The following is a 22,717-nucleotide window of genomic DNA, read 5'->3' as shown; positions in this document are numbered from 1 at the left end:
GGCCCGGGCACGGTCGTGCGCCGGGCGCAGGCCGGAGGCTGCGGCGCCTCCGATGACTATCGCGCTGATCACGGGTACCAGGCTATCTCGCCTGACCCCCTGTCCGTCACGCACTGGATCTGTACAAAAGCAGGTCTCGAACTTTGACGATGTGCGCAGTGACGGGGGCATATTCAGGGCGTATTTATTCGGCCAGTCGGCGAGCAGCGGATACGGCCTCTGCCAGGGTGTCGACGACCTCGACCCCTGCCGATTCCAGACTGCGCCGGCTGTGCGAACCGCCCGTGTAGAGGATCGCCTTCGCACCGATGTGCCTGGCCGCCAGGGCGTCGTCGACGGCATCGCCCACCAGAACCGTACGGGCGGCGGTCACCCCCGTCTGCTCCAGGGCCGCCATGTGGCGTACGAGATGCCCGGCCTTGCTGGTGTGCGAGGGGCCGATCCGACCGTCGACGCGCAGGAAGTGGCGCTCGATGCCATGGGCCTGCACGAGGGGTACGAGCCTGTCGTGGGGGGCGAGGGACAGCAGGGACTGCGTGCGCCCGTCCGCCTGCCAGTCCCGCAGGAGCTCGCGGGCTCCCTCGGTGAGCCCGGCGCTGTCGGCCGCGGCCCAGTAGTAGCGGTGGAACGTCGCGTCCATGACCTCCCACTCGGCCTCGGTGGGCAGCCTGCCCATCAGCCGCTCGTAGAACTTCGGCACCGGTACGACGTACAGCTCGCGGTAGCGCTCCAGCGTGATCGGCGCGAAGCCGAACTCGGCGAAGGAGGCGTTGGTGGCGGCGATGACGGCGTCGATGTCGTGCAGGAGGGTGCCGTTCCAGTCCCAGACTATGTGGACGGAAGGGGCTGAGGGGACCCCGGAGGTGACGGGAATGCTCACTTCAGCAGCCCCGGGATCTCCTGCACGCCGAACCACAGCAGCTCGTGGTCCTCGGCGCCGTCCACGGTGAACCGCGCGTCGTCGTCCCCGCCGTCCGCGGCCTCCAGGGCAGCGGCGGCGGCCGTCACGTCGCCCAGGGCGTCATCGGCGTCCACGTGCACGGCGGCGGCCACCGAGAGCCGTACGGCCGCGGCCAGGGTCACCTGGCCGAGCGTGGCCTCGTCGACGCCGGGGGTCGCGGCGGCGGCCTTGTCGTCCACGTCCACGGCGACGACGACGCGCTTGCGCGGGGCGCCCTCGTCCTCGGCGAGCAGGCGCAGGGACGCGGCGGAGGCCCGCCCGAGGGCCGCGTACTCCAGCTCCTCGATGTCGTCCGACACGTACCACTCGCGCAGGCCGGGGGTGACGGCGTACGCCCGCAGCGGGGCGGGGCCCAGCTCACCCGCCTTGTGCGCCTCGGCGAGACCGGGGAGGGTCAGGGGGACGTACACGCGCATGGCCGGCTGCTTTCGGTAGTCGGAAACGCCCCCAGGATACGACCGACCCCACCGGTCGCCGCGACCTCCCCGCTGTGCCGGCCCCTTCCGGCTCCGGAAGGGCGCACCGGACCGCAGTGGGTGACGGGCGGGGTCCCCCTTCGGGGTGCCGGGCCGCGGCCGGACTCCGTCCACCGCACGCCCCCACCGCTACCGGGACCGGCCCGGGGCGGCGCGGCGCCCACCCGGATAGGTGAACCGGCCCGGCCCGTCCGGGCCCCGCGGGCGTCGTTGCGCAGGGCGGTCACGGACCGTAGAAGTCCCCTAACAAGTTACCGCCCGGTACCGCTCCGGGCCCGGACTTCTCGGGGACGACCGCCATGACCAGGACCAGGAACACCACCCGGCCCCCCGGCCGCCACGACCAGCGCCGCCCCCACGGCCCCCGCACCCCGCGCGGCCCGCACGACTGGTTCGCCGAGCGACTGCTGGCGGTGGTCAGCGGCCAGCGGCCGGTCCACTCGCTGCTGGGCCACACCGTCGGCCAGGCCTACGACCAGCTGGTCACCCTGGCCCCCGCCGGCCCGCTGCGCGACCGGCTGCGCCCGGTCCTGCACCGGTGCGGCCGCTTCCACCCCGGCCCGGGGGTCATCGAGGCCTTCGCCCGCATCACGACCGGCGACCGCGTCTCGGCGATGGCCTTCCGCCTCGAACAGGGCCCCGACCTCCGCTGGCGCTGCGCGGCCATCGAGATGAGCCCCCTCCCGTGAGCGGGCCCTACCGACCGGTCCACCAGGCTGCGGCCCCGGAGCCGGCGGCCGTGGTCACCACCGCGACGAGCCAGACGGGCCCGCACTCGGCTCGCCCCCGCCGCGTACAACGGCGCCGGGGCCGGACACCGTGCGGTGTCCGGCCCCGGCGGGGGTGCCCGTACGGGCAGGGGTCACTTCTTGCGGCGGCGGCCGCCCGCGGCCTTCTGCGCCTTGCGGCGCTCGGCGCGCGTCATGCCGTCGCCCGCCTCATCCGCGTCGAACTCGCCCTCGACGACCCCGCCCTCCCCGTCCACGCTCGGGGCCGAGAAGTGCAGGCGGTCCGGACGCTGCGGGGCGTCCAGGCCCTTGGCCCGGATCTCCGGACGCGCGCCCGCCGGCTCCTTCGTCAGCGAAGGCGCCGCGTCCTGCACCGGGACCTCCTCGACCTGCTGCTCGACCTGGACCTCCAGATTGAACAGGTAGCCGACGGACTCCTCCTTGATGCCCTCCATCATGGCGTTGAACATGTCGAAGCCCTCGCGCTGGTACTCGACCAGCGGGTCCTTCTGGGCCATCGCCCGCAGGCCGATGCCCTCCTGCAGGTAGTCCATCTCGTACAGGTGCTCGCGCCACTTGCGGTCCAGGACCGACAGGACCACGCGCCGCTCCAGCTCGCGCATGATGTCGGAGCCCAGCGCCTTCTCGCGCGCCTCGTACTGCTCGTGGATGTCGTCCTTGACGGACTCCGCGATGAACTCGGCGGTGATGCCCGCGCGGTCGCCCGCCGCGTCCTCCAGCTCGGCGACCGTGACCTTGATCGGGTAGAGCTGCTTGAAGGCGCCCCACAGCCGGTCCAGGTCCCACTCCTCGGCGAAGCCCTCGACCGTCTCGGCCGCGATGTACGCGTCGATCGTGTCGTCCATGAAGAAGCGCACCTGCTCGTGCAGGTCCTCGCCCTCCAGGACGCGGCGGCGCTCGCCGTAGATGACCTCGCGCTGGCTGTTGAGGACCTCGTCGTACTTCAGGACGTTCTTGCGCGTCTCGAAGTTCTGGGTCTCGACCTGCGACTGGGCGGACGCGATCGCGCGCGTCACCATCTTGTTCTCGATCGGCACGTCGTCCGGCACGTTCGCCATCGACATGACGCGCTCCACCATCTGCGCCTTGAACAGGCGCATCAGGTCGTCGCCCAGCGACAGGTAGAACCGGGACTCGCCCGGGTCGCCCTGACGGCCGGAGCGGCCGCGCAGCTGGTTGTCGATACGGCGCGACTCGTGCCGCTCGGTGCCCAGCACGTACAGCCCGCCGAGCGCCTTGACCTCTTCGAACTCGGCCTTCACGGCCGCCTCGGCGCGCTTGAGGGCGGCGGGCAGCGCGTGCGCCCACTCCTCGATGTGCTCCTCCGGGTCCAGGCCCTGCTGGCGCAGCTCGGCCTCGGCGAGGTCGTCCGGGTTGCCGCCGAGCTTGATGTCGGTACCGCGGCCGGCCATGTTCGTGGCGACCGTGACGGCGCCGCGGCGGCCGGCCTGGGCGACGATCGAGGCCTCGCGCTCGTGCTGCTTCGCGTTCAGCACCTCGTGCGGGACGCCCCGCTTGGAGAGCTGCTGCGAGAGGTACTCGGACTTCTCGACCGAGGTGGTGCCGACGAGGATCGGCTGGCCCTTCTCGTGCTTCTCCGCGATGTCGTCGACGACGGCGGCGAACTTCGCGACCTCGGTCCGGTAGATCAGGTCCGGCTGGTCCTTGCGGACCATGTCGCGGTTGGTCGGGATCGGGACGACACCGAGCTTGTAGATCTGGTGGAACTCGGCGGCCTCGGTCATGGCCGTACCGGTCATGCCCGACAGCTTCGAGTAGAGGCGGAAGAAGTTCTGGAGGGTGATCGTGGCGAGGGTCTGGTTCTCGTCCTTGATGTCCACCCCTTCCTTCGCCTCGATCGCCTGGTGCATGCCCTCGTTGTAGCGGCGGCCGGCGAGGATGCGGCCGGTGTGCTCGTCGACGATCATGACTTCGCCGTCGATGACGACGTAGTCCTTGTCCTTCTTGAACAGTTCCTTCGCCTTGATGGCGTTGTTCAGGTAGCCGACGAGCGGGGTGTTCACCGACTCGTAGAGGTTCTCGATGCCGAGCCAGTCCTCGACCTTGGCGACACCGGCCTCGTGGATGCCGACGGTGCGCTTCTTCTCGTCGACCTCGTAGTCGCCGGTCTCCTCGATGCCCTTGAGCGGCTGGCCGGCCTCGCCCTTGGTGAGGCGGGTGACCAGCTTCGCGAAGTCGGCGTACCACTTCGTGGCCTGGTCGGCCGGGCCGGAGATGATCAGCGGGGTACGGGCCTCGTCGACCAGGATCGAGTCGACCTCGTCGACCACGGCGAAGTTGTGGCCGCGCTGGACGAGCTCGTCCGCCGACCACGCCATGTTGTCGCGCAGGTAGTCGAAGCCGAACTCGTTGTTCGTGCCGTACGTGATGTCGGCGTTGTACTGCTCGCGGCGCTGGGCCGGCGACATGTTGGCCAGGATGCAGCCGACCTCCAGGCCGAGGAACTTGTGCACCCGGCCCATCAGCTCGGAGTCGCGCTCGGCGAGGTAGTCGTTCACCGTGATCAGGTGGACGCCCTTGCCGGACAGCGCGTTCAGGTACGCGGGGAGCGTGCCGACGAGGGTCTTGCCCTCACCGGTCTTCATCTCGGCGACGTAGCCGAGGTGCAGCGCGGCGCCGCCCATGATCTGGACGTCGTAGTGACGCTGGCCGAGGACGCGCTTGGCGGCCTCGCGGACGGTCGCGAACGCCTCGGGCAGCAGGTCGTCCAGGCTCTCGCCGTCCTGGTAGCGCTGCTTGTACTCGTCCGTGAGCGCCCGCAACTCGGCGTCGGAGAGGTTGACGAAGTCCTCTTCGATGGAGTTGACCTGGTCCGCGATGCGGTGCAGTTTGCGCAGGATCTTGCCTTCGCCTGCACGCATGAGCTTGTTGAAGACGGACACCGAGGTTTGTCTCCTTGCCGGTCGGGCCTGGCACTGGTTCGTACACGGGCACGGAGGGTGGGCCCCACCGCAACGGCCATCGTAAGCGAGGACGCGGCCGCGCCGGGAGGCCCGCCGTATCCCGCAGGGCACGGGCGCCCTGAAGGAGAACGTACGAGGTACCTGGAAGGTGCCGGGGTCCTCGACACGTCTTGCCCGAAAACTGCTCGCCCGACCCGCCCCGGCCCCGCAGAATCCGTACATGGAGCCCACGACACTGAACACGGCCCGGCTGCATTTGCGCCCCTTCGTCCCGGCCGACGAGGAGGAGGTGTACACCGCGGTGCAGGACCCGGAGATCCAGCGCTGGACGATGGTCCCCTCCCCCTACTCCCGCGAGCACGCCCGCGGCTTCGTCCTGGAGACCGTCCCCGCCGGCTGGCGCGAGGACACGGCGTACAGCTTCGCGGTGCGCCTCGGGCAGGACGGCCCGCTGGTGGCGGCCGTCGGCGTGCACGTGCGCGGGCAGGGCTCGTACGAGATCGGGTACTGGGCCGCGAAGGAGCACCGGGGCCGCGGTTACATGGCCGAGGCCGTCGCCGCCGTCTCCCGCTGGGCCTTCACCGAGGTGGGCGCCGTACGGCTGGAATGGCGCGCGGAGGTCGGCAACACGGGCTCCCGGGCCGTCGCGGAGAAGACCGGCTTCCGCTTCGAGGGAGTCCTGCGGGCCGCGGTGCTGCGCGGCGGCACCGCACGCGACTCCTGGATCGGCGCCCTGGTCCCCTCGGACCTGGGCCTGTCCCCCTCACTGCCGTACCTGCCCGCTGTCGGTGGGCCCGCCTAGCATGCGGGCATGACGCTCGCAGCCACCGTGTCCCTGTCCGCCGACGACGCGCGCCGGATCGCCTTGCGCGCGCAGGGCTTCCTCGGGGCGCCCGACCGCAGGGGCGGCGTGCGGGGCGTGCTGCGCCACCTGGGCGCCGTCCAGCTGGACACCATCTCCGTACTGGCCCGCTCGCACGAGCTGATCCCGTACGCGCGCCTGGGCGCGGTGGGCCGGACGGCCGTGGAGGAGGCGTACTGGTCCGACCGGCACGCCTTCGAGTACTGGTCGCACGCGGCCTGCATCCTGCCCATCGAGGAGTGGCCGCACTTCGCGTTCCGGCGCCGGATCAAGCGCGCGCACGGCTACCGCTGGCACAAGATGAAGGACAAGGAGGCCTCCTGCCGGCTGGTCCTGGACCGGCTGCGGGCCGAGGGCCCGCTCACCTCGACCGAGCTGGGCGGCGCGAAGAACGGCGGCCCGTGGTGGGACTGGTCCGAGACCAAGATCGCGGTGGAGTGGCTGCTGGACGCGGGTGACGTGGTCGTCACCGAGCGCCGCGGCTGGAAGCGGGTCTACGACCTGCCCGAGCGGGCGGTCCCCGACGCGCTGCTCCACGACGACCTGGACGACCGCGAGTGCCTGCGCCGCCTGGTGGCGCTGGCCGGGCAGAGCCTGGGCGTCGGCACCCGCGCCGACATCGCGGACTACCACCGGCTCAAGGGCGAGCAGGTCGACTCGGTGATCGCCGATTCGGGGCTGGTCCCCGTCGAGGTCGAGGGCTGGGCGAAGCCGGCCTGGGCCGACCCGGCCGCGCTGGCGACGGTCCCCCGGGGCCGCCACCGCACCACCCTGCTCTCCCCGTTCGACTCCCTGGTCTGGGACCGGCCGCGCACGGAGCGGATCTTCGGCTTCGCGCACCGGCTGGAGGCGTACGTCCCCAAGCCCAAGCGGATCCACGGGTACTTCGCGATGCCGCTGCTTGCGGGCGGGCGGCTCCAGGGCCGGGTGGACCCGGCCCGCGAGGGCTCCACGCTGGTGGCCCGGCAACTGTCGCTGACCACCCCCAAGGCGGCCCGCCCGATGGCCGAGGCGCTGCGCGAGGCGGCGCAATGGGTCGGCTGCGACACCGTACGGGTCGAGCGCGCGGGCACCCCCGAGGAGGCGGCCGCGGTCACGGCGGAACTGGCCGCCCTCTGAGGCCTCGGACATCGGCGGATCTCAGCCGGCCTCGCCGAGGTCAGCCGGCCTCGGTCGACCTCGGCCGAGGTCAGCGGATTTCGAGGATCTTCTCCCGCATCGCGTAGACCACGGCCTCCATCCTGGAGTGCAGCTGGAGCTTCTCCAGGATGTTGCGCACGTGGTTCTTCACGGTGTTCTCGGAGATGAACAACTCCTTCGCGATGTCGCGGTTGTTCATGCCGGTCGCCACCAGCTTGAGCACTTCCAGCTCGCGGTCCGTCAGCCGCGGCGCCGGCACCAGCCGCCGCTCGTCCGTCCGCTGGATCATCGACTTGAACTCGGTCAGGAGCTTCGAGGCCATCGACGGGCTGATCTGCGACTGGCCGTCCGCCACCGCGCGGATCGCCGTCGCCACCTCGTCGGTCGAGATCTCCTTCAGGAGGTACCCGGTGGCGCCCGCCTTGATCGCGTCGTAGAGGTCCGCCTCCTCGTCGCTGATCGTCAGCATGATGATCTTCGCGGAGGGGGCCACCTCCTTGATCGAGGTGCACGCCTCGATCCCGCCGCGCCGGGGCATCCGCACGTCCATGAGCACGATGTCCGGCAGCAGGTCCGCCGCCTTGTCCACCGCCTCCGCGCCGTCCCCCGCCTCACCCACGACCTGGATGTCCTCCTCCTGCGCGAGGACGATCTCCAGCCCGCGCCGGAACAGGGCGTGGTCGTCGACGACGAGCACCCGGATCGGCTCGCCGCCGTCATCACCGCGCACCGGCCCGAAGCTGTCCGCCATCGTTCCTCCCCCTGCATGTACCGAGCTGTCGGGTCAACCGGGCGGGAACTCCGGCAGGTTGACTGCCCGCCATGATTCCATGCCCGCGCCACCCGGAGGGGAGCCCGCGACGGCCACCTGGCGCATACGAGTCATACAGGGGCCCCCGGGGACGCTGCGGCATCCCCGGGGGCTTTTCACCGAAAATCAGGACGCGGCGTCAGCCGCCGAGCGCTCCACCCGCTCCGGCACCGGGCTCGGCCGAGCTGGAGGCCTCGTCGGCATTGAGGTGGATCACGCCGTAGTCATAGCCGTGGCGCCGGTAGACGACGCTCGGCATCTTGGTGTCGGAGTCGACGAACAGGTAGAAGTCGTGGCCGACCAGTTCCATTTCGTACAGCGCCTGGTCGAGCGGCATGGGCGCCGCCGAGTGCGTCTTCTCGCGGACGATGAGCGGGCCTTCGCCCTGTACTTCCAGCGATCCGATCCGGGTGGTCGGGATCTCGTCCCCCGGCTCCTCCGTGACCGGCTGGCCGCTGCCGTTGAGCCGGGCCACGCCGGGAACCGTGTCGGCGACCTCGGCCGCCGAGAGCCGGCCGCTGCCACGGCGGGTGTAGCGCTTGTCGTGCTGCTTGCGCAGCTGCGCTTCCAGCTTCTCCTGTGCCAGGTCGAGCGCCGCGTACGGGTCGGTGGCGGCGGCTTCGGCACGGACCACGGGGCCCCGCGAACGCAGGGTGATCTCCACGCGGTCGGAACGGTCGGCCTGGCGCGGGTTGTGCTCCTTGGACACCTCGACGTCCAAGCTGATCACCTTGGCGTCGAGCTTCTGGATCCGCTCGGGATTCAGCTTCTCGGCCACGTGCTTGCGGAACCGCTCGGGCACCTCGGTCTTGCGGCCCTTGACGACGATGTCCACGCAGAACTCCGTTCCCGGATAGCCCCGCCCCTGGGGCGGAGCGTCTCCCTTTCGCACCAGGCCCCGGTGGTCACCGGAGCCACGGACTTGGCGACATTCACCTCCCGATCCGGTGCGTGTGGCCAGGACTCGCCAGTCCTTACAACCGAACATATCCCTCCATGCCGGTTGTCGGCACCCGCTACCGGACCGTACCTCCGTTCAGGTGGCTGTTCTCTCTTACTACCAGCAACGATGCGCCTTCCCCGAGAGTTCCAAATCTATTCACAAGAGCGTTGCGCTGTACGGGTTGTCGACCGATTTGGTACGAAGGATCCTGCCGGTGCGGCGACCACGGCCGCCCCCGCCACCACCGCGGCCGACGCCGCCCGCAACGCCCGGGCCGCCTCCGCGAGCGTGGCCCCGGTGGTGATCACGTCGTCCACCAGCACGATCCGCGCGGCGGCCGGAAACCGCACCTCGCCGCCCCGGCACGGCCCCAGCGCCCCCGCGAGGTTCTCCCGCCGCTCCCGGGCCCCCAGCCCCGCCTGATCGGCCACCGGCCGGACCTGGCGCAGTACGCACGCCACCCGCGCCCGGACACCGGCCCGCCGCAGCCGCCCCGCGGCCGCCAGGGCGATCCTGCGCGCCGGATCGTGCCCGCGGGCCCGCACCTGCCGCCGCGCCGAGGGCACGGGTACGAGGACCAGCTCCTCCCCCGCCGCCACCCCCGCCTCCACCCCGGCCGCCCCCGCGACGGCCGCCGCGAGAGCGCCGCCGAGCGGACCGGCCAGCGGCAGCGCCCCGCGCTCCTTGTGCGCCAGTACGACCTCCCGTACGGCTCCCTCGTACGCGGCGGCCGCATACACCGCGGGCAGCCCCGCAGGCCGCGGAGACGGGCTCACAGGGCCCGCCGCGGCCCCGCCCAGCGCCTGCGCGCAGCCCGCGCACAGCAGCACCCGGGCAGCCCCGCAGCCGCCGCAGTCGGCCGGCAGGACCAGCCCGGCGAGCTCCTGCCACCACCCCCGCATCCACCCACTGTGCCGGGCCGCCCGCCCACCCCGCCACCCCTGTGGAAAACCTCCGGCACCGGGGAAGACGTGCAGGTCAGCCCGGGTAGACCGGAGCCCGGCCGCCCGGCGCCACCGTGCGCCACTGCGCCCCCGGCGGCAGCCACACGATCCCGTCCTCGTCCGAGTGCGCGACGACCGGCTTCTTCTCCTCGTCCGTCGCCGCGACCGCGTCCAGCCCCGTCGCCCCCGGCAGGCTCGCCGCGACCATCGAGCCGTCGGCCAGCATGTACCGGGCCTGGACGACCCCGCCGTTCTCCCGGCCCACCACCAGCAGCCGGCCGCGCGGCGCCCAGCTCAGCGCCGTCACGCTCGCCATCTGCGGGGCCGCCGGACGCAGCTCGCGCACCGACACCGGCGCCGCGTCGCCCTTGCCCTCGGGCCGCTCGATCCGCCCGATGTACAGCTTCTTGCTGTTCCCCGACTGCACCAGCAGCGCGATCCGCACCCCGTCCGGCGACGCCTTCAGCGCGGTGATCCGCCCGCCGTCGAGCCCGGCCACGTCGATCTTCTGCGGGGCCCCGGTCCCGCCCGGCACCCGGTACAGCGCCGGATTCTGCGGATCCTTGTCCGCGACCCACAGGTCGCCCGCCGCGTCCCAGCTCGGCGTGGTCAGCCCGTTCGGCTTGGCGCCCTTGCTGCTGAGCGCCGGCGCGGGCATGGGCCCGGCCGTCGTCAGGTTCACCGGGTACAGCCCGTGTTCGTCCTCGGACACCACGGCCGCGCGCTTCTCGTCGTACGAGACGGCCGCGGTACCGACCTTGAACCCGGGGTTCCCGGCGCTCGGGGACAGCGGCCCGGGCACCTGCTCGGGCCGGTATTGCTGGTCCTCGCTGGTGACGTCGAGCTTCATCCGGACGAACCGGCTCTCGCTGTCGACGTAGTACTGGTACTCCGGGGGGCTCGGCCGGTGGGCGATCGTCCCCGCGGTCGCGTCGGTGACCGAGCACAGCGAGGAGCGGTCCGAGCGCAGCAGCTCCACCCGCGCCATCCGCGAGGACGTCAGGTCCTGCACGGTGTACAGGAGTTGCGCGGCCATCTTCTCGCACTGCGGCTGCGCGACGTTGTCGACCTTGTCGTTGAGCGGCACCTTCAGCACGTTCTGGCCGTCGTACGCGAGGGACTTGGTGCCCTCGCGCAGTTCGGTGCCGGTCGGGAAGCTCGAAGTGACCACGGGCCCGAGCCACTTGGACGGACCGGCCAGCAGCGACTGCACGGTCTGCGTCGTGGGGTCCATCCGCGAATCCGGGTCGCTGCGCTGGCGCACGTACACGGGATCGGCGACGAGGCCGCCGCCCGCGAAGTAGTACTTGTTGACCGGCATGTAGATGCGCTGGAAGTCGGACTCGCTGAGCACGAGGCCGCTCGGCGGCGTCGCGATCCGCCACTGCTTGTTCTCCTGGACCAGCTGGAGGTACTCCTCGTAGCGGCCTCCCGCGGGCTCCGGCTGGTAGGCGCTGCGCTCGTCCACCGTCGCCAGCTTCTTGCCGGTCATCTTCCAGCGGGGGCCCGGGGCGTCCTTCTCGTTGCCCACGGAGAACCGGTCGATGCCCGCGGAGAGCACCGTGACGGCGGAAGCCGGCTTCCAGTTCTTCGCCGCTTCCTCGGTCAGGTACTTGCGCGCCGTCTGGAGCTGCGGGTCGTCGCTGGTCATGGCCTCCAGGAAGCCGTCGACTATGTCGGCGGGACCGGCCTTGTCGGCCGGCGGCACCCCGAACACCCGCACCTGCGAGTCCACGCCCTGCGAGGCCTTCACCTCGCGGATCTCGCCGTGGTCGGGCATGGAGGCGCAGCCCGCCAGCAGCAGCCCGGCCGCGCCGAAGGCGTACGCCCGCACCGCCCGCCACCGGCGGCGGCCGTCCCTGCGCACCCGTGCGGGCTCAGCGTCCACCTGCGCCATCCTCCTGTGCTGCTGCTGACTGCTGCGCGGCGGCGCGGTCGGCCGCCGCCCGGTCCGCCGGCGCCCGCTCCTCCGACGCCTGGTCCGTCGGCGCCCGGTCCGCCGACGCCTGGTCGGGATCGGCCGGGCGGGCGACGACGCGCGCCCCGCTGCCCGGCAGCGCCGTCGGGTCCGCGGGCACCGGCAGCGCGCCGGCCACCGCCGACCGCGGCGGTATCGGCGACCGGTCGCCGCGGCCTTGGCCCTCCTGCGCCCGCGAGGACTTCTTCGAACCGGCCGCCTCGGCCGCCGCCCTGGCCCGGTTGGACCGGGAGTCCTCCGGCTCCAGCGGGATCGGCGACCCGCGCAGCGGCTCGTCGGCGGTCCGCGGCAGGGTCAGCCGGAACTGCGAACCGCCGCCCGGCTCGCCCCAGGCCTGGAGCCAGCCGCCGTGCAGCCGGGCGTCCTCTACGGCGATGGACAGGCCCAGGCCCGTACCGCCCGTCGTGCGCGCCCGGGCCGGGTCGGCCCGCCAGAAGCGGTTGAAGACGCGGGTGGCCTCGCCGGGCTTGAGCCCGACCCCGTAGTCCCGTACGGCCACCGCCACGGCCCCGCCCGCCGAAGCGAGCCGGACCACCACGTCACGGCCCTCACCGTGCTCCACCGCGTTGACGACGAGGTTGCGCAGCACCCGCTCCACCCGGCGGGAATCGGCCTCGGCTATGACGGGCTGGGTGTCGCCCAGCACCCGGATCCGGGTGCCCTTGTGCTCGGCGAGCGGCTCGGCGCCGTCGATGACCCGGCGTACGACGTCCCGCAGGTCGATCGGCTCCGCCTCCAGGGCCGCGGCCCCCGCGTCGAACCGGCTGATCTCCAGCAGGTCCGCGAGCAGCGACTCGAAGCGGTCGAGCTGACCGGCGAGCAGCTCGGCGGAGCGGGCGGTGACCGGGTCGAAGTCGACCCGGGCGTCGTGGATGACGTCGGCCGCCATCCGTACGGTCGTCAGCGGCGTGCGCAGCTCGTGCGAGACGTCGGAGACGAAGCGCCGCTGCATCCGCGACAGGTCCTCCAGCTGCTGGATCTTGAGCTGGAGGTTCTGCGCCATCTTGTTGAAGGCCTCGCCCAGACGGGCGATGTCGTCCTCGCCGGTGACCTTCATCCGCTCCTGGAGCCGCCCGGCCGACAGCCGCTCGGCGATCCCGGCGGCCATCCGCACGGGCGTCACGACCTGCCGTACGACGAGCCAGGCGATCGCGCCGAGCAGCACGACCACGAACACGCCCGCGGTGGCGATGGTGACCTTGATGAGGTTGAGGGACTCCTCCTCCTGCGTGAGCGGGAAGAGGTAGTACAGGTCGTACGGGTCCCCGTTGATGTCGGTGAGCCGCTTGCCCACGACCAGCGCGGGCTCGGGGGCCTTGTCCCCGGACCCGGCGGTGTACCGGATCTGCGAGAAGGTCTTGAAGGTCCCGGTCGCGTGGTTGACGTTGCGGCGCAGCGCGGTGGGAACGCTCGCGGTCGGGTCCACGTTCCCGGAGGCGCGGGCGCCCTTGACGCCCGAGACGAACGGCCCGCTCGGCTGCCCGCCGGGCTGCCCGCCCGCGTCGGGGCCGGCGCCGAGGGCGACCACCTCGAAGGCGGTCTGGCCGCCACTGGCGAGCTGCTTGACCAGCGAGTTCATCCAGGTACTGGCGTCCCGCCCGACCTTGTTGTCGGTGGCGTCGGGCCCGTCCACCGCGGAAGGCGTGTTGGCCTTCTCCTGCGCGACGGCGAACCCGCCCGCGGCCTGGCTCTGCGCGGCCTCCTCCTTGGCGTCGAGGAGCCCCTTGCTGACCTGGGCGATCACCACGAAACCGAGCGCGAGGACCACGGCCAGCGACATCAGCAGCGTCGCGGCGACCACGCGCAGCTGGATGTTGCGCCGCCACAGCCGGACAGCCGGAAGCAGCGGCCGTCGCACGAGGCGCACGAACAGCCGCAGCACCGGACCACCGGGCGCTCCGTCGGCCATCTGACGGAGCTGCCGGCCTCCCCTCAGCACTCCTCGGCGGGAGCCGCTGCGGGTCTTGCCGGGCGGCACGTCAGCTCGGTCCGGCCTTGTAGCCGACACCGCGCACCGTCACGACGATCTCGGGGCGCTCCGGGTCCTTCTCGACCTTGGAGCGCAGCCGCTGCACATGCACGTTGACCAGACGGGTGTCCGCCGCGTGCCGGTAGCCCCAGACCTGCTCCAGCAGCACCTCGCGGGTGAACACCTGCCAGGGCTTGCGCGCGAGGGCGACCAGCAGGTCGAATTCGAGCGGGGTCAGGGCGATCGAGGCGCCGTCGCGCTTGACCGAGTGCCCGGCCACGTCGATGACCAGGTCACCGATGGCCAGCTGCTCGGGCGCGGGCTCCTCCGACCGGCGCAGGCGGGCCCGGATGCGGGCCACCAGCTCCTTGGGCTTGAACGGCTTGACGATGTAGTCGTCGGCCCCGGACTCCAGGCCCACGACCACGTCCACCGTGTCGCTCTTCGCGGTGAGCATGACGATCGGCACGCCGGATTCGGCCCGGATCAGCCTGCAGACCTCTATGCCGTCCCGTCCGGGCAGCATGAGGTCGAGCAGCACGAGATCCGGCTTCGCCTCGCGGAAGGCAGCCAGTGCCTTGTCGCCGTCCGCTACGAACGACGGCTCAAAACCTTCTCCACGCAGCACAATGCCGAGCATCTCGGCCAGCGCGGTGTCGTCGTCGACGACAAGGACTCGTCCCTTCATGCTTGACATCATCCCATTAGCTAATCGTTACCTGGCGGTGAGCTGTCCCACAGCCAAAAGGGCTGGAAATCGCCCCTCGGACCTGCGTGGAGATCAGGGCGACCAGTCTGCCCCGGATCCGGGCGACAATTGAAGGCGCGGGCTGCCGGAGATCCGGGGGGACGGCCGGTCCGCTCAACGTTCCCACGTGGCACGATGGCAGCCGACCGCGCCCCCGCCCCAGCCAGCCCCGCAGTGCACGTGAAGGAGCGACGATGAACGACTCTCCGGGCCGGGCCGTGCCCGGACCCTCCCCGTCCGACGGCGAGAGGCCGGGCGCACCCGACGGCCGGGACGGCGCCGCCGAGGGCGCTCAGGCGCCCGCGCAGCAGCCTCCCGCCGGCGGGCCGAAGTGGTCCGCCGAGCAGCCGCCGCCCGGCGAGTGGTCCAGCCCCGGCACGCCCCAGGCACCGCAGACCCCGCAGCCGCCGCACCCGCAGCCGCAGCCGGGCGCGGGCTGGGGATCGTACGCGGGCCCCCGGGCCGGTCAGGGCCAGTACGGCCCGTACGGATCCGCCGGCGGCCCCGGCCAGTGGGGCAAGCCCCCGGCCGCCAAGCCCGGCGTGATCCCGCTGCGCCCCCTGGACCTCGGCGAGATCCTCGACGGCGCCGTCGCCACCATGCGCAGCCACTGGCGCTCGGTCCTGCCGATCACGCTCGTCGTGGCCACCGTCGTGCAGGTCATCAGCGTGCTCGTGCAGAAGTACACGCTCTCCGACCTCCCCGTCACCTCCGCCGAGGAACCGAGCGTGAGCGACGTCGTCGACACCCTCGGCGGCAGCATGCTCGCCCTCGTCGCCAACGGGTTCATCCAGCTCATCGGCACCATCGTGGCCACCGCCATGCTCACGATGATCTTCAGCCGGGCCGTGCTCGGCCACACCTCGACCATCGGCGCCGCCTGGCGCGAGGCCCGCCCCCAGCTGCTCCGCCTGCTCGGGCTGACCCTCCTGCTGGGCATCGGCGGCGTCCTCCTCGTCGGCGTCCTGATCGCCCCCGGCATCGCCCTGGGCAACATCGACCTCGGACTCCTCGGCGGCTGCGTCGCCCTCCCGCTCCTCCTCTGGCTCGGGATCAAGTTCAGCCTGGCCTCGCCCGCGCTGATGCTGGAGAAGAGCAGCGTCGCCACCTCGCTGCGGCGCTCCTCCCGGCTCGTCCAGGGCTCGTGGTGGCGCATCTTCGGCATCACCGCCCTGACCGGCATCATCACCACCTTCGTCGCGGGCATCATCGTCTGGCCGCTGACCGCCCTCGGAGTCGCGATCGGCCTCGTCGACGCCGGAGCGACCGGCCTGGAGACCGGCGCCGTCATGAACGGCTGGGCCCCGCTCATCCTCTCGGCCGTCGGCGCCGTCATCGCGCAGACCATCACCATGCCGATCCAGTCGGGCGTCACCGTCCTCCTCTACGTCGACCAGCGCATCCGCCGCGAGGCCCTCGACCTGGAGCTCGCCCGCGCGGCCGGTCTGGAGAACTACGGCTCGGACGCGGCCGCACCGCCCACCGGAGGCTGACGCGCCGATGATGAGTACGGGGGGCCTCATCACGCGCTCCGCGGCGTTCCTGCCGGCCGCGGAGCAACCACCGGTCACGACACCGCGCGATCCCGCCCGCGAGGCGGCCGAACGCGAACTGTCGAAGCAGATGTACCACCAGGACGACCCGGGGCTCCTCCAGCGCGCCCTGGACCGCTTCTGGGCGTGGGTCGGCGACCTCTTCGACCACGCCTCGGGCGCCACCCCCGGCGGCACCCTGGGCCTGGTCGCCATCGCCGTCCTCGTCGCCCTGGCCGTCGCCGCCCTGTGGTGGCGGCTCGGCTCCCCCCGCCGGACCGCCACCGGCGCGGCCGCCCTGTTCGGCGACGGCCTGCGCAGCGCCGCCGACCACCGCACCGCCGCCGAGGCCCACGCCGCCCAGGGCCACTGGAACGCGGCGGTCCAGGAGCGCATGCGGGCCGTCGTCCGCTCCCTGGAGGAGCGCACGGTGCTCGACCCGCGCCCCGGCCGCACCGCCGACGAGGCCGCCGCCGAAGCCGCCGCCTCCCTCCCCGACCACGCCGAAGCCCTCCGCGCGGCGGCCCGCGCCTTCGACGACGTCACGTACGGCGGCCGCCCCGCCCACCCCGAGACGTACGCCCACCTGCGCACCCTGGACCTCGCCCTGACCCACGCGAAGCCCCTCCTGACGGGCACCCCCTCATGACGCCCCCGGACCCCCGCGCCCCGGCGACGGACGCAGTCACCGCCGCGGCCCCCGGCCCCCGCACGACCGCCGCAGCCGCCGTCACCACCCCCCGCACCCTGTGGCGGCGGAGCAGGGGCTTCCTGATCTGCCTCGGCATCCTGATCGTCGCCGCCGTCACCCTCGCCGCCCTCTCCTCCGGCAGCCGCCACGGCCGGCTCGACCCCCGCTCCGCGGACCCCGACGGCAGCCGGGCCGTCGCCGAGCTGCTCCGGGCCCGCGGCGTCACCACCCGCGTCGTCACCACCGCCCGCGAGGCCGCCGCCGCGGCCGGCCCCGCCACCACCCTGCTGGTCACCGACCCCGACCGGCTCGGCGAGAGCCGGCTGCGCGCCATCCGCTCCGCCATCGACCTCTCCGGCGGCCGTACCGTCCTGATCGCCCCCGGCAGCCCCAGCCTCCACGACCTGGCCCCGGCCGCCCGCACCAAGGGCACCGCCTTCGAAGAGGACCTCGACCCCGGCTGCCCCCTGCCCGCCGCCGCCACGGCCGGCCGCGCCACCACCGGCGGCGACCACCGCTACACCACCGACGGAGCCACCGGCACCGCCTGCTACCCCAGCGGCGGCCACCCCACCCTCCTCGTCCTCCCCTCCGGCACCACCGGCGGCGACACCGTCCTGCTCGGCTCCGAGACGATCCTCCTCAACAAGGAGCTCGCCTCCGAGGGCAACGCCTCCCTCGCCCTCCAACTCCTCGGCACCCGCCCCGACCTCGTCTGGTACCTGCCCTCCCCCGCCGAGGCCGAGGACGGTGACCCCGCGCAGGAACAGAGCTTCCTCGACCTCCTCCCCCACGGCTGGAGCTGGGCCTTCCTCCAGCTCTTCGTCGCCGCCGCCCTCGCCGCCCTCTGGCGCGCCCGCCGCCTCGGCCCCCTCGTCACCGAGAAGCTGCCCGTCGCCGTCCGCGCCTCCGAGACCACCGAGGGCCGCGCCCGCCTCTACCGCAAGGCCGCAGCCCGCGACCGCGCCGCCACCGTGCTGCGCGCCGCCGCCCGCGAACGCCTGGCCGCCCTGCTCGGCGTACCGCCCACCCAGGCCCACGACCCGCAGGCCCTGCTCCCGGCCGTCTCCGCCCGCCTGACGGAGCGACAGGCGGACCTGACCGGCCTCCTCTTCGGCACCACACCGACCACCGACGCGGCGCTCGTCGCGCTCGCCGACCACCTCGACGCCCTCGAAAGAGAGGTCCGCACCTCATGACGGCCACCACGGACAGCGCCCGCTCCTCCCTGGAAGCGATCCGCACCGAGATCGGAAAGGCCGTCGTCGGCCAGGACTCGGCCGTCACCGGTCTCGTCGTCGCCCTCCTGTGCCGCGGCCACGTCCTCCTCGAAGGCGTACCCGGCGTCGCCAAGACCCTCCTCGTACGGGCCCTCGCCGCCTCCCTCGAACTCGACACCAAGCGCGTCCAGTTCACCCCGGACCTCATGCCCAGCGACGTCACCGGCTCGCTCGTCTACGACGCCCGCACCGCCGAGTTCTCCTTCCAGAACGGCCCGGTCTTCACCAACCTCCTCCTCGCCGACGAGATCAACCGCACCCCGCCCAAGACCCAGTCCTCCCTCCTCGAAGCCATGGAGGAGCGCCAGGTCACCGTCGACGGCACCCCGCGCGAGCTGCCCGAGCCGTTCCTCGTCGCCGCTACCATGAACCCCGTCGAGTACGAGGGCACCTACCCCCTCCCCGAGGCACAGCTCGACCGCTTCCTCCTCAAGCTCACCGTCCCCCTCCCCTCCCGCGAGGACGAGATCGGCGTCCTGACCCGGCACGCCGCCGGCTTCAACCCCCGCGACCTCCAGGCCGCGGGCCTGCGCCCCGTCGCCGGCGCGGCCGATCTCGAAGCCGCCCGCGAGGCCGTCGCCAAGGTGTCCGTCTCCCCGGAGATCGCCGGGTACGTCGTCGACGTCTGCCGCGCCACCCGCGAATCGCCCTCCCTCACCCTCGGCGTCTCCCCGCGCGGCGCGACCGCCCTGCTGGCCACCGCCCGGGCCTGGGCCTGGCTCACCGGCCGCGACTACGTCACCCCCGACGACGTCAAGGCCCTCGCCCTGCCGACCCTGCGCCACCGGGTCCAGCTCCGCCCGGAGGCCGAGATGGAAGGCGTCACGGCCGACGCCGTCATCACCGCGATCCTGTCCCACGTCCCCGTCCCGCGCTGATGGCCCTCACCGGACGCGCCGCCCTGCTGGCGGCCCTCGGCAGCCTCCCCGTCGGCATCCTCGAACCCAGCTGGACGGGAATGCTCGCGGTCAACGGCGCCCTCGGACTGGCCTGCGCCGTCGACTACGCCCTCGCCGCTCCCGTCCGCGGGCTCACCCTCACCCGCTCGGGCGACACCTCCGTACGCCTCGGCGAACCCGCCGAGGTCCACCTCACCGTCACCAACCCGGGCGCCCGCCCGCTGCGCGCCCGCGTCCGCGACGCCTGGCCCCCCAGCAGCTGGCCCGCCGGCACCGAGACCGAGGCCTCCCGGCACACCCTGGTGATCCCGGCCGGCGAACGCCGCCGGATCACCACCCGGCTCCTCCCCACCCGGCGCGGGGACCGGCGGGCCGACCGCGTCACGATCCGCTCGTACGGGCCGCTCGGCCTGCTCGCCCGCCAGGGCACCCACACCGTCCCCTGGACGGTCCGCGTCCTGCCGCCGTTCACCAGCCGCAAGCACCTCCCCTCGCGCCTGGCCCGCCTGCGCGAGATGGACGGCCGTACGAGCGTCCTGACGCGCGGCGAGGGCACCGAGTTCGACAGCCTGCGCGACTACGTCCCCGGCGACGACACCCGCTCCATCGACTGGCGGGCCACGGCCCGCCAGAACAAGGTCGCCGTCCGCACCTGGCGCCCGGAACGCGACCGGCACATCCTGATCTGCCTCGACACCGGCCGCACCTCGGCGGGCCGCGTCGGTGACGCCCCCCGCCTGGACTCGGCGATGGACGCCGCCCTACTCCTGGCCGCCCTGGCCTCCCGCGCCGGCGACCGCGTGGACCTGCTGGCCCACGACCGCCGCACCCGCGCCCAGGTCCAGGGCCGCTCGGCCGGCGACATCCTCCCGGCCTTCGTCAACGCCATGGCCACGCTGGAACCGGAACTCGTCGAGACCGACACCCGGACGCTGGTCTCCACGATCCTCCGCAACGCCCCGCGCCGGTCCCTGGTGGTCCTCCTGACGAGCCTGGACGCAGCCCCGACAGAGGAGGGCCTGCTCCCGCTCCTCCCCCGCCTCACGCAGCGCCACACGGTCCTGCTGGCCTCGGTGGCCGACCCCCGGGTCGAGGAGATGACGCGCTCCCGCGGCACGCTCGACGCGGTCTACGAGGCCGCGGCCGGCACCCAGTCCCAGGCCACCCGCCGCCGCACGGCGGACCAGCTGTCCCGCCACGGGGTCCACGTGGTCGACGCCACCCCGGACACCCTGGCCCCGGCCCTGGCCGACGCCTACCTCTCCCTGAAGGCGGCGGGCCGCCTGTAGCGGGCGCCCCGACTGGCTACGCCGGTCGGGCGCCCATCAACAGCGAAGGAAATGGTGAGGGACCGTAAACGCAAAAAGCCCCGTACCGGATACCCGGTACGGGGCTTTTCACAATGATTGTTCGGCGGCGTCCTACTCTCCCACAGGGTCCCCCCTGCAGTACCATCGGCGCTGAAAGGCTTAGCTTCCGGGTTCGGAATGTAACCGGGCGTTTCCCTAACGCTATGACCACCGAAACACTATGAAATTTGAACACTGGACGGCAACACAGCTGTTCGTTATTTCAGAACTAACACAGTGGACGCGAGCAACTGAGGACAAGCCCTCGGCCTATTAGTACCAGTCAGCTCCACCCGTTACCGGGCTTCCACATCTGGCCTATCAACCCAGTCGTCTACTGGGAGCCTTACCCTCTCAAGGAGGTGGGAATACTCATCTTGAAGCAGGCTTCCCGCTTAGATGCTTTCAGCGGTTATCCCTCCCGAACGTAGCCAACCAGCCATGCCCTTGGCAGGACAACTGGCACACCAGAGGTTCGTCCGTCCCGGTCCTCTCGTACTAGGGACAGCCCTTCTCAATATTCCTACGCGCACAGCGGATAGGGACCGAACTGTCTCACGACGTTCTAAACCCAGCTCGCGTACCGCTTTAATGGGCGAACAGCCCAACCCTTGGGACCGACTCCAGCCCCAGGATGCGACGAGCCGACATCGAGGTGCCAAACCATCCCGTCGATATGGACTCTTGGGGAAGATCAGCCTGTTATCCCCGGGGTACCTTTTATCCGTTGAGCGACGGCGCTTCCACAAGCCACCGCCGGATCACTAGTCCCGACTTTCGTCCCTGCTCGACCCGTCGGTCTCACAGTCAAGCTCCCTTGTGCACTTACACTCAACACCTGATTGCCAACCAGGCTGAGGGAACCTTTGGGCGCCTCCGTTACCCTTTGGGAGGCAACCGCCCCAGTTAAACTACCCATCAGACACTGTCCCTGATCCGGATCACGGACCGAGGTTAGACATCCAGCACGACCAGAGTGGTATTTCAACGGCGACTCCACCCCAACTGGCGTTGGGGCTTCAAAGTCTCCCACCTATCCTACACAAGCCGAACCGAACACCAATATCAAACTGTAGTAAAGGTCCCGGGGTCTTTCCGTCCTGCTGCGCGAAACGAGCATCTTTACTCGTAGTGCAATTTCACCGGGCCTATGGTTGAGACAGTCGAGAAGTCGTTACGCCATTCGTGCAGGTCGGAACTTACCCGACAAGGAATTTCGCTACCTTAGGATGGTTATAGTTACCACCGCCGTTTACTGGCGCTTAAGTTCTCAGCTTCGCAACCCCGAAAGGTCACTAACCGGTCCCCTTAACGTTCCAGCACCGGGCAGGCGTCAGTCCGTATACATCGCCTTACGGCTTCGCACGGACCTGTGTTTTTAGTAAACAGTCGCTTCTCGCTGGTCTCTGCGGCCACCCCCAGCTCACGGAGCAAGTCCGATCACCAGTGATGGCCCCCCTTCTCCCGAAGTTACGGGGGCATTTTGCCGAGTTCCTTAACCATAGTTCACCCGAACGCCTCGGTATTCTCTACCTGACCACCTGAGTCGGTTTAGGGTACGGGCCGCCATGAAACTCGCTAGAGGCTTTTCTCGACAGCATAGGATCATCCACTTCACCACAATCGGCTCGGCATCAGGTCTCAGCCTTATATGAGGGACGGATTTGCCTACCCCTCGGCCTACACCCTTACCCCGGGACAACCACCGCCCGGGCTGGACTACCTTCCTGCGTCACCCCATCGCTTACCTACTACAAGTCTGGTTCGTCGGCTCCACCACTTTCCTTTCCCCGAAGGGTCCGGAACGGCTTCACGGACTTAGCATCGCCTGATTCGATATTGGGCGTTTCAAAGCGGGTACCGGAATATCAACCGGTTGTCCATCGACTACGCCTGTCGGCCTCGCCTTAGGTCCCGACTTACCCTGGGCAGATCAGCTTGACCCAGGAACCCTTAGTCAATCGGCGCACACGTTTCTCACGTGTGTATCGCTACTCATGCCTGCATTCTCACTCGTGAACCGTCCACAACTAGCTTCCGCTGCTGCTTCACCCGGCACACGACGCTCCCCTACCCATCACAGCGGGCGTTGGCCCTATTGCTGCAATGACACGACTTCGGCGGTACGCTTGAGCCCCGCTACATTGTCGGCGCGGAATCACTTGACCAGTGAGCTATTACGCACTCTTTCAAGGGTGGCTGCTTCTAAGCCAACCTCCTGGTTGTCTCTGCGACTCCACATCCTTTCCCACTTAGCGTACGCTTAGGGGCCTTAGTCGATGCTCTGGGCTGTTTCCCTCTCGACCATGGAGCTTATCCCCCACAGTCTCACTGCCGTGCTCTCACTTACCGGCATTCGGAGTTTGGCTAAGGTCAGTAACCCGGTAGGGCCCATCGCCTATCCAGTGCTCTACCTCCGGCAAGAAACACACGACGCTGCACCTAAATGCATTTCGGGGAG

The 22,717-nt window shown here is 71.1% G+C and carries 17 protein-coding genes and 2 rRNA genes (1 of these 19 only partly in view); 8 read left to right on the top strand and 11 right to left on the bottom strand.

Going from position 1 to position 22,717, the window contains the following annotated elements; all coding sequences use genetic code 11:
• Nucleotides 1-184: 184 nt before the first annotated feature.
• Both CP980_RS20645 and CP980_RS20640 read right to left on the bottom strand, forming a co-directional pair.
• Nucleotides 185-880: an HAD family hydrolase gene (locus CP980_RS20645; RefSeq protein WP_229907051.1), complete on the bottom strand. Its 696-nt coding sequence runs from the start codon at nucleotides 878-880 to the stop codon at nucleotides 185-187.
• Nucleotides 877-1,377, bottom strand: coding sequence for a DUF6912 family protein (locus CP980_RS20640; protein ID WP_150528789.1), 501 nt, complete (start codon nucleotides 1,375-1,377; stop codon nucleotides 877-879). The genes CP980_RS20645 and CP980_RS20640 overlap by 4 nt, the downstream gene beginning before the upstream one ends.
• A 359-nt stretch (nucleotides 1,378-1,736) precedes the next feature.
• Between CP980_RS20640 and CP980_RS20635 the strand changes: the two genes are divergently transcribed.
• On the top strand, nucleotides 1,737-2,126 hold the full coding sequence (locus tag CP980_RS20635; RefSeq protein WP_132754809.1) for an Rv3235 family protein: 390 nt from the start codon (nucleotides 1,737-1,739) through the stop codon (nucleotides 2,124-2,126).
• A gap of 173 nt (nucleotides 2,127-2,299) precedes the next feature.
• On the opposite strand, the gene secA is transcribed toward CP980_RS20635, so the two are convergent.
• Nucleotides 2,300-5,089 (bottom strand): preprotein translocase subunit SecA, encoded by a 2,790-nt coding sequence (secA, locus tag CP980_RS20630; protein ID WP_132754807.1) that lies wholly within the window; start codon nucleotides 5,087-5,089, stop codon nucleotides 2,300-2,302.
• A gap of 241 nt (nucleotides 5,090-5,330) precedes the next feature.
• On the opposite strand from secA, the gene CP980_RS20625 reads away from it, so the two are divergent.
• Nucleotides 5,331-5,912 carry a GNAT family N-acetyltransferase gene (locus CP980_RS20625; protein WP_099891930.1) on the top strand — a complete coding sequence of 194 codons (582 nt, stop codon included), beginning with the start codon at nucleotides 5,331-5,333 and terminating at the stop codon, nucleotides 5,910-5,912.
• Nucleotides 5,913-5,921: 9 nt separating this feature from the next.
• On the top strand, nucleotides 5,922-7,091 hold the full coding sequence (locus tag CP980_RS20620) for a winged helix-turn-helix domain-containing protein (RefSeq protein WP_132754805.1): 1,170 nt from the start codon (nucleotides 5,922-5,924) through the stop codon (nucleotides 7,089-7,091).
• Between the two features lie 70 nt (nucleotides 7,092-7,161).
• Here the strand turns inward: CP980_RS20620 and CP980_RS20615 are convergent, their stop codons facing one another.
• The 6 genes from CP980_RS20615 to mtrA form a co-directional block, all read right to left on the bottom strand.
• A complete protein-coding gene (locus CP980_RS20615) occupies nucleotides 7,162-7,863 on the bottom strand; it encodes a response regulator (RefSeq protein WP_030161389.1) in 702 nt (233 codons plus the stop codon).
• A gap of 199 nt (nucleotides 7,864-8,062) precedes the next feature.
• A complete protein-coding gene (gene hpf, locus CP980_RS20610) occupies nucleotides 8,063-8,758 on the bottom strand; it encodes a ribosome hibernation-promoting factor, HPF/YfiA family (RefSeq protein ID WP_373312881.1) in 696 nt (231 codons plus the stop codon).
• Between the two features lie 260 nt (nucleotides 8,759-9,018).
• The gene (locus tag CP980_RS20605) at nucleotides 9,019-9,768 is read right to left on the bottom strand and encodes a ComF family protein (RefSeq protein ID WP_150528788.1); all 750 of its coding nucleotides are present in this window, start codon (nucleotides 9,766-9,768) and stop codon (nucleotides 9,019-9,021) included.
• A 76-nt stretch (nucleotides 9,769-9,844) separates the two neighbouring features.
• Nucleotides 9,845-11,698 carry an LpqB family beta-propeller domain-containing protein gene (locus tag CP980_RS20600; protein WP_373312879.1) on the bottom strand — a complete coding sequence of 618 codons (1,854 nt, stop codon included), beginning with the start codon at nucleotides 11,696-11,698 and terminating at the stop codon, nucleotides 9,845-9,847.
• A complete protein-coding gene (gene mtrB, locus CP980_RS20595) occupies nucleotides 11,688-13,697 on the bottom strand; it encodes an MtrAB system histidine kinase MtrB (protein ID WP_189998558.1) in 2,010 nt (669 codons plus the stop codon). Before mtrB ends, CP980_RS20600 begins: the two co-directional genes overlap by 11 nt.
• 70 nt (nucleotides 13,698-13,767) lie before the next feature.
• Nucleotides 13,768-14,457 carry a two-component system response regulator MtrA gene (gene mtrA / locus CP980_RS20590; protein WP_189973359.1) on the bottom strand — a complete coding sequence of 230 codons (690 nt, stop codon included), beginning with the start codon at nucleotides 14,455-14,457 and terminating at the stop codon, nucleotides 13,768-13,770.
• A 242-nt stretch (nucleotides 14,458-14,699) separates the two neighbouring features.
• Between mtrA and CP980_RS20585 the strand changes: the two genes are divergently transcribed.
• From CP980_RS20585 to CP980_RS20565, 5 genes are read left to right on the top strand one after another with little or no spacing between them, the layout of a single operon-like run.
• Nucleotides 14,700-15,998 carry a hypothetical protein gene (locus CP980_RS20585; RefSeq protein ID WP_150528787.1) on the top strand — a complete coding sequence of 433 codons (1,299 nt, stop codon included), beginning with the start codon at nucleotides 14,700-14,702 and terminating at the stop codon, nucleotides 15,996-15,998.
• A gap of 7 nt (nucleotides 15,999-16,005) precedes the next feature.
• Nucleotides 16,006-16,686, top strand: a complete 681-nt coding sequence (locus CP980_RS20580; RefSeq protein WP_150528786.1) for a DUF4129 domain-containing protein — start codon at nucleotides 16,006-16,008, stop codon at nucleotides 16,684-16,686.
• Nucleotides 16,683-17,927 (top strand): DUF4350 domain-containing protein, encoded by a 1,245-nt coding sequence (locus tag CP980_RS20575; RefSeq protein WP_150528785.1) that lies wholly within the window; start codon nucleotides 16,683-16,685, stop codon nucleotides 17,925-17,927. Before CP980_RS20580 ends, CP980_RS20575 begins: the two co-directional genes overlap by 4 nt.
• The gene (locus tag CP980_RS20570) at nucleotides 17,924-18,886 is read left to right on the top strand and encodes an AAA family ATPase (RefSeq protein WP_150528784.1); all 963 of its coding nucleotides are present in this window, start codon (nucleotides 17,924-17,926) and stop codon (nucleotides 18,884-18,886) included. Before CP980_RS20575 ends, CP980_RS20570 begins: the two co-directional genes overlap by 4 nt.
• Nucleotides 18,886-20,196 carry a DUF58 domain-containing protein gene (locus CP980_RS20565; protein ID WP_150528783.1) on the top strand — a complete coding sequence of 437 codons (1,311 nt, stop codon included), beginning with the start codon at nucleotides 18,886-18,888 and terminating at the stop codon, nucleotides 20,194-20,196. Before CP980_RS20570 ends, CP980_RS20565 begins: the two co-directional genes overlap by 1 nt.
• Nucleotides 20,197-20,315: 119 nt before the next feature.
• Here the strand turns inward: CP980_RS20565 and rrf are convergent.
• Nucleotides 20,316-20,432: ribosomal RNA gene (gene rrf / locus CP980_RS20560) — 5S ribosomal RNA — on the bottom strand.
• A 77-nt stretch (nucleotides 20,433-20,509) separates the two neighbouring features.
• Nucleotides 20,510-22,717, bottom strand: a 23S ribosomal RNA gene (locus CP980_RS20555) (it continues 916 nt past the right edge of the window).

The organism is Streptomyces vinaceus, assembly GCF_008704935.1.
Lineage (GTDB): Bacteria > Actinomycetota > Actinomycetes > Streptomycetales > Streptomycetaceae > Streptomyces > Streptomyces vinaceus.
This window is presented reverse-complemented; position numbering and strand designations above follow the sequence as displayed.

Excerpts from the sequence above, each read along its gene's own strand:
- CP980_RS20640 (WP_150528789.1), bottom strand. The coding sequence starts at position 1,377 with ATGCGCGTGTACGTCCCCCTGACCCTCCCCGGTCTCGCCGAGGCGCAC.
- CP980_RS20635 (WP_132754809.1), top strand. The coding sequence starts at position 1,737 with ATGACCAGGACCAGGAACACCACCCGGCCCCCCGGCCGCCACGACCAG.
- CP980_RS20625 (WP_099891930.1), top strand. The coding sequence starts at position 5,331 with ATGGAGCCCACGACACTGAACACGGCCCGGCTGCATTTGCGCCCCTTC.
- CP980_RS20620 (WP_132754805.1), top strand. The coding sequence starts at position 5,922 with ATGACGCTCGCAGCCACCGTGTCCCTGTCCGCCGACGACGCGCGCCGG.
- CP980_RS20615 (WP_030161389.1), bottom strand. The coding sequence starts at position 7,863 with ATGGCGGACAGCTTCGGGCCGGTGCGCGGTGATGACGGCGGCGAGCCG.
- CP980_RS20605 (WP_150528788.1), bottom strand. The coding sequence starts at position 9,768 with ATGCGGGGGTGGTGGCAGGAGCTCGCCGGGCTGGTCCTGCCGGCCGAC.
- mtrB (WP_189998558.1), bottom strand. The coding sequence starts at position 13,697 with ATGGCCGACGGAGCGCCCGGTGGTCCGGTGCTGCGGCTGTTCGTGCGC.
- mtrA (WP_189973359.1), bottom strand. The coding sequence starts at position 14,457 with ATGATGTCAAGCATGAAGGGACGAGTCCTTGTCGTCGACGACGACACC.
- CP980_RS20585 (WP_150528787.1), top strand. The coding sequence starts at position 14,700 with ATGAACGACTCTCCGGGCCGGGCCGTGCCCGGACCCTCCCCGTCCGAC.
- CP980_RS20580 (WP_150528786.1), top strand. The coding sequence starts at position 16,006 with ATGATGAGTACGGGGGGCCTCATCACGCGCTCCGCGGCGTTCCTGCCG.
- CP980_RS20575 (WP_150528785.1), top strand. The coding sequence starts at position 16,683 with ATGACGCCCCCGGACCCCCGCGCCCCGGCGACGGACGCAGTCACCGCC.
- CP980_RS20570 (WP_150528784.1), top strand. The coding sequence starts at position 17,924 with ATGACGGCCACCACGGACAGCGCCCGCTCCTCCCTGGAAGCGATCCGC.
- CP980_RS20565 (WP_150528783.1), top strand. The coding sequence starts at position 18,886 with ATGGCCCTCACCGGACGCGCCGCCCTGCTGGCGGCCCTCGGCAGCCTC.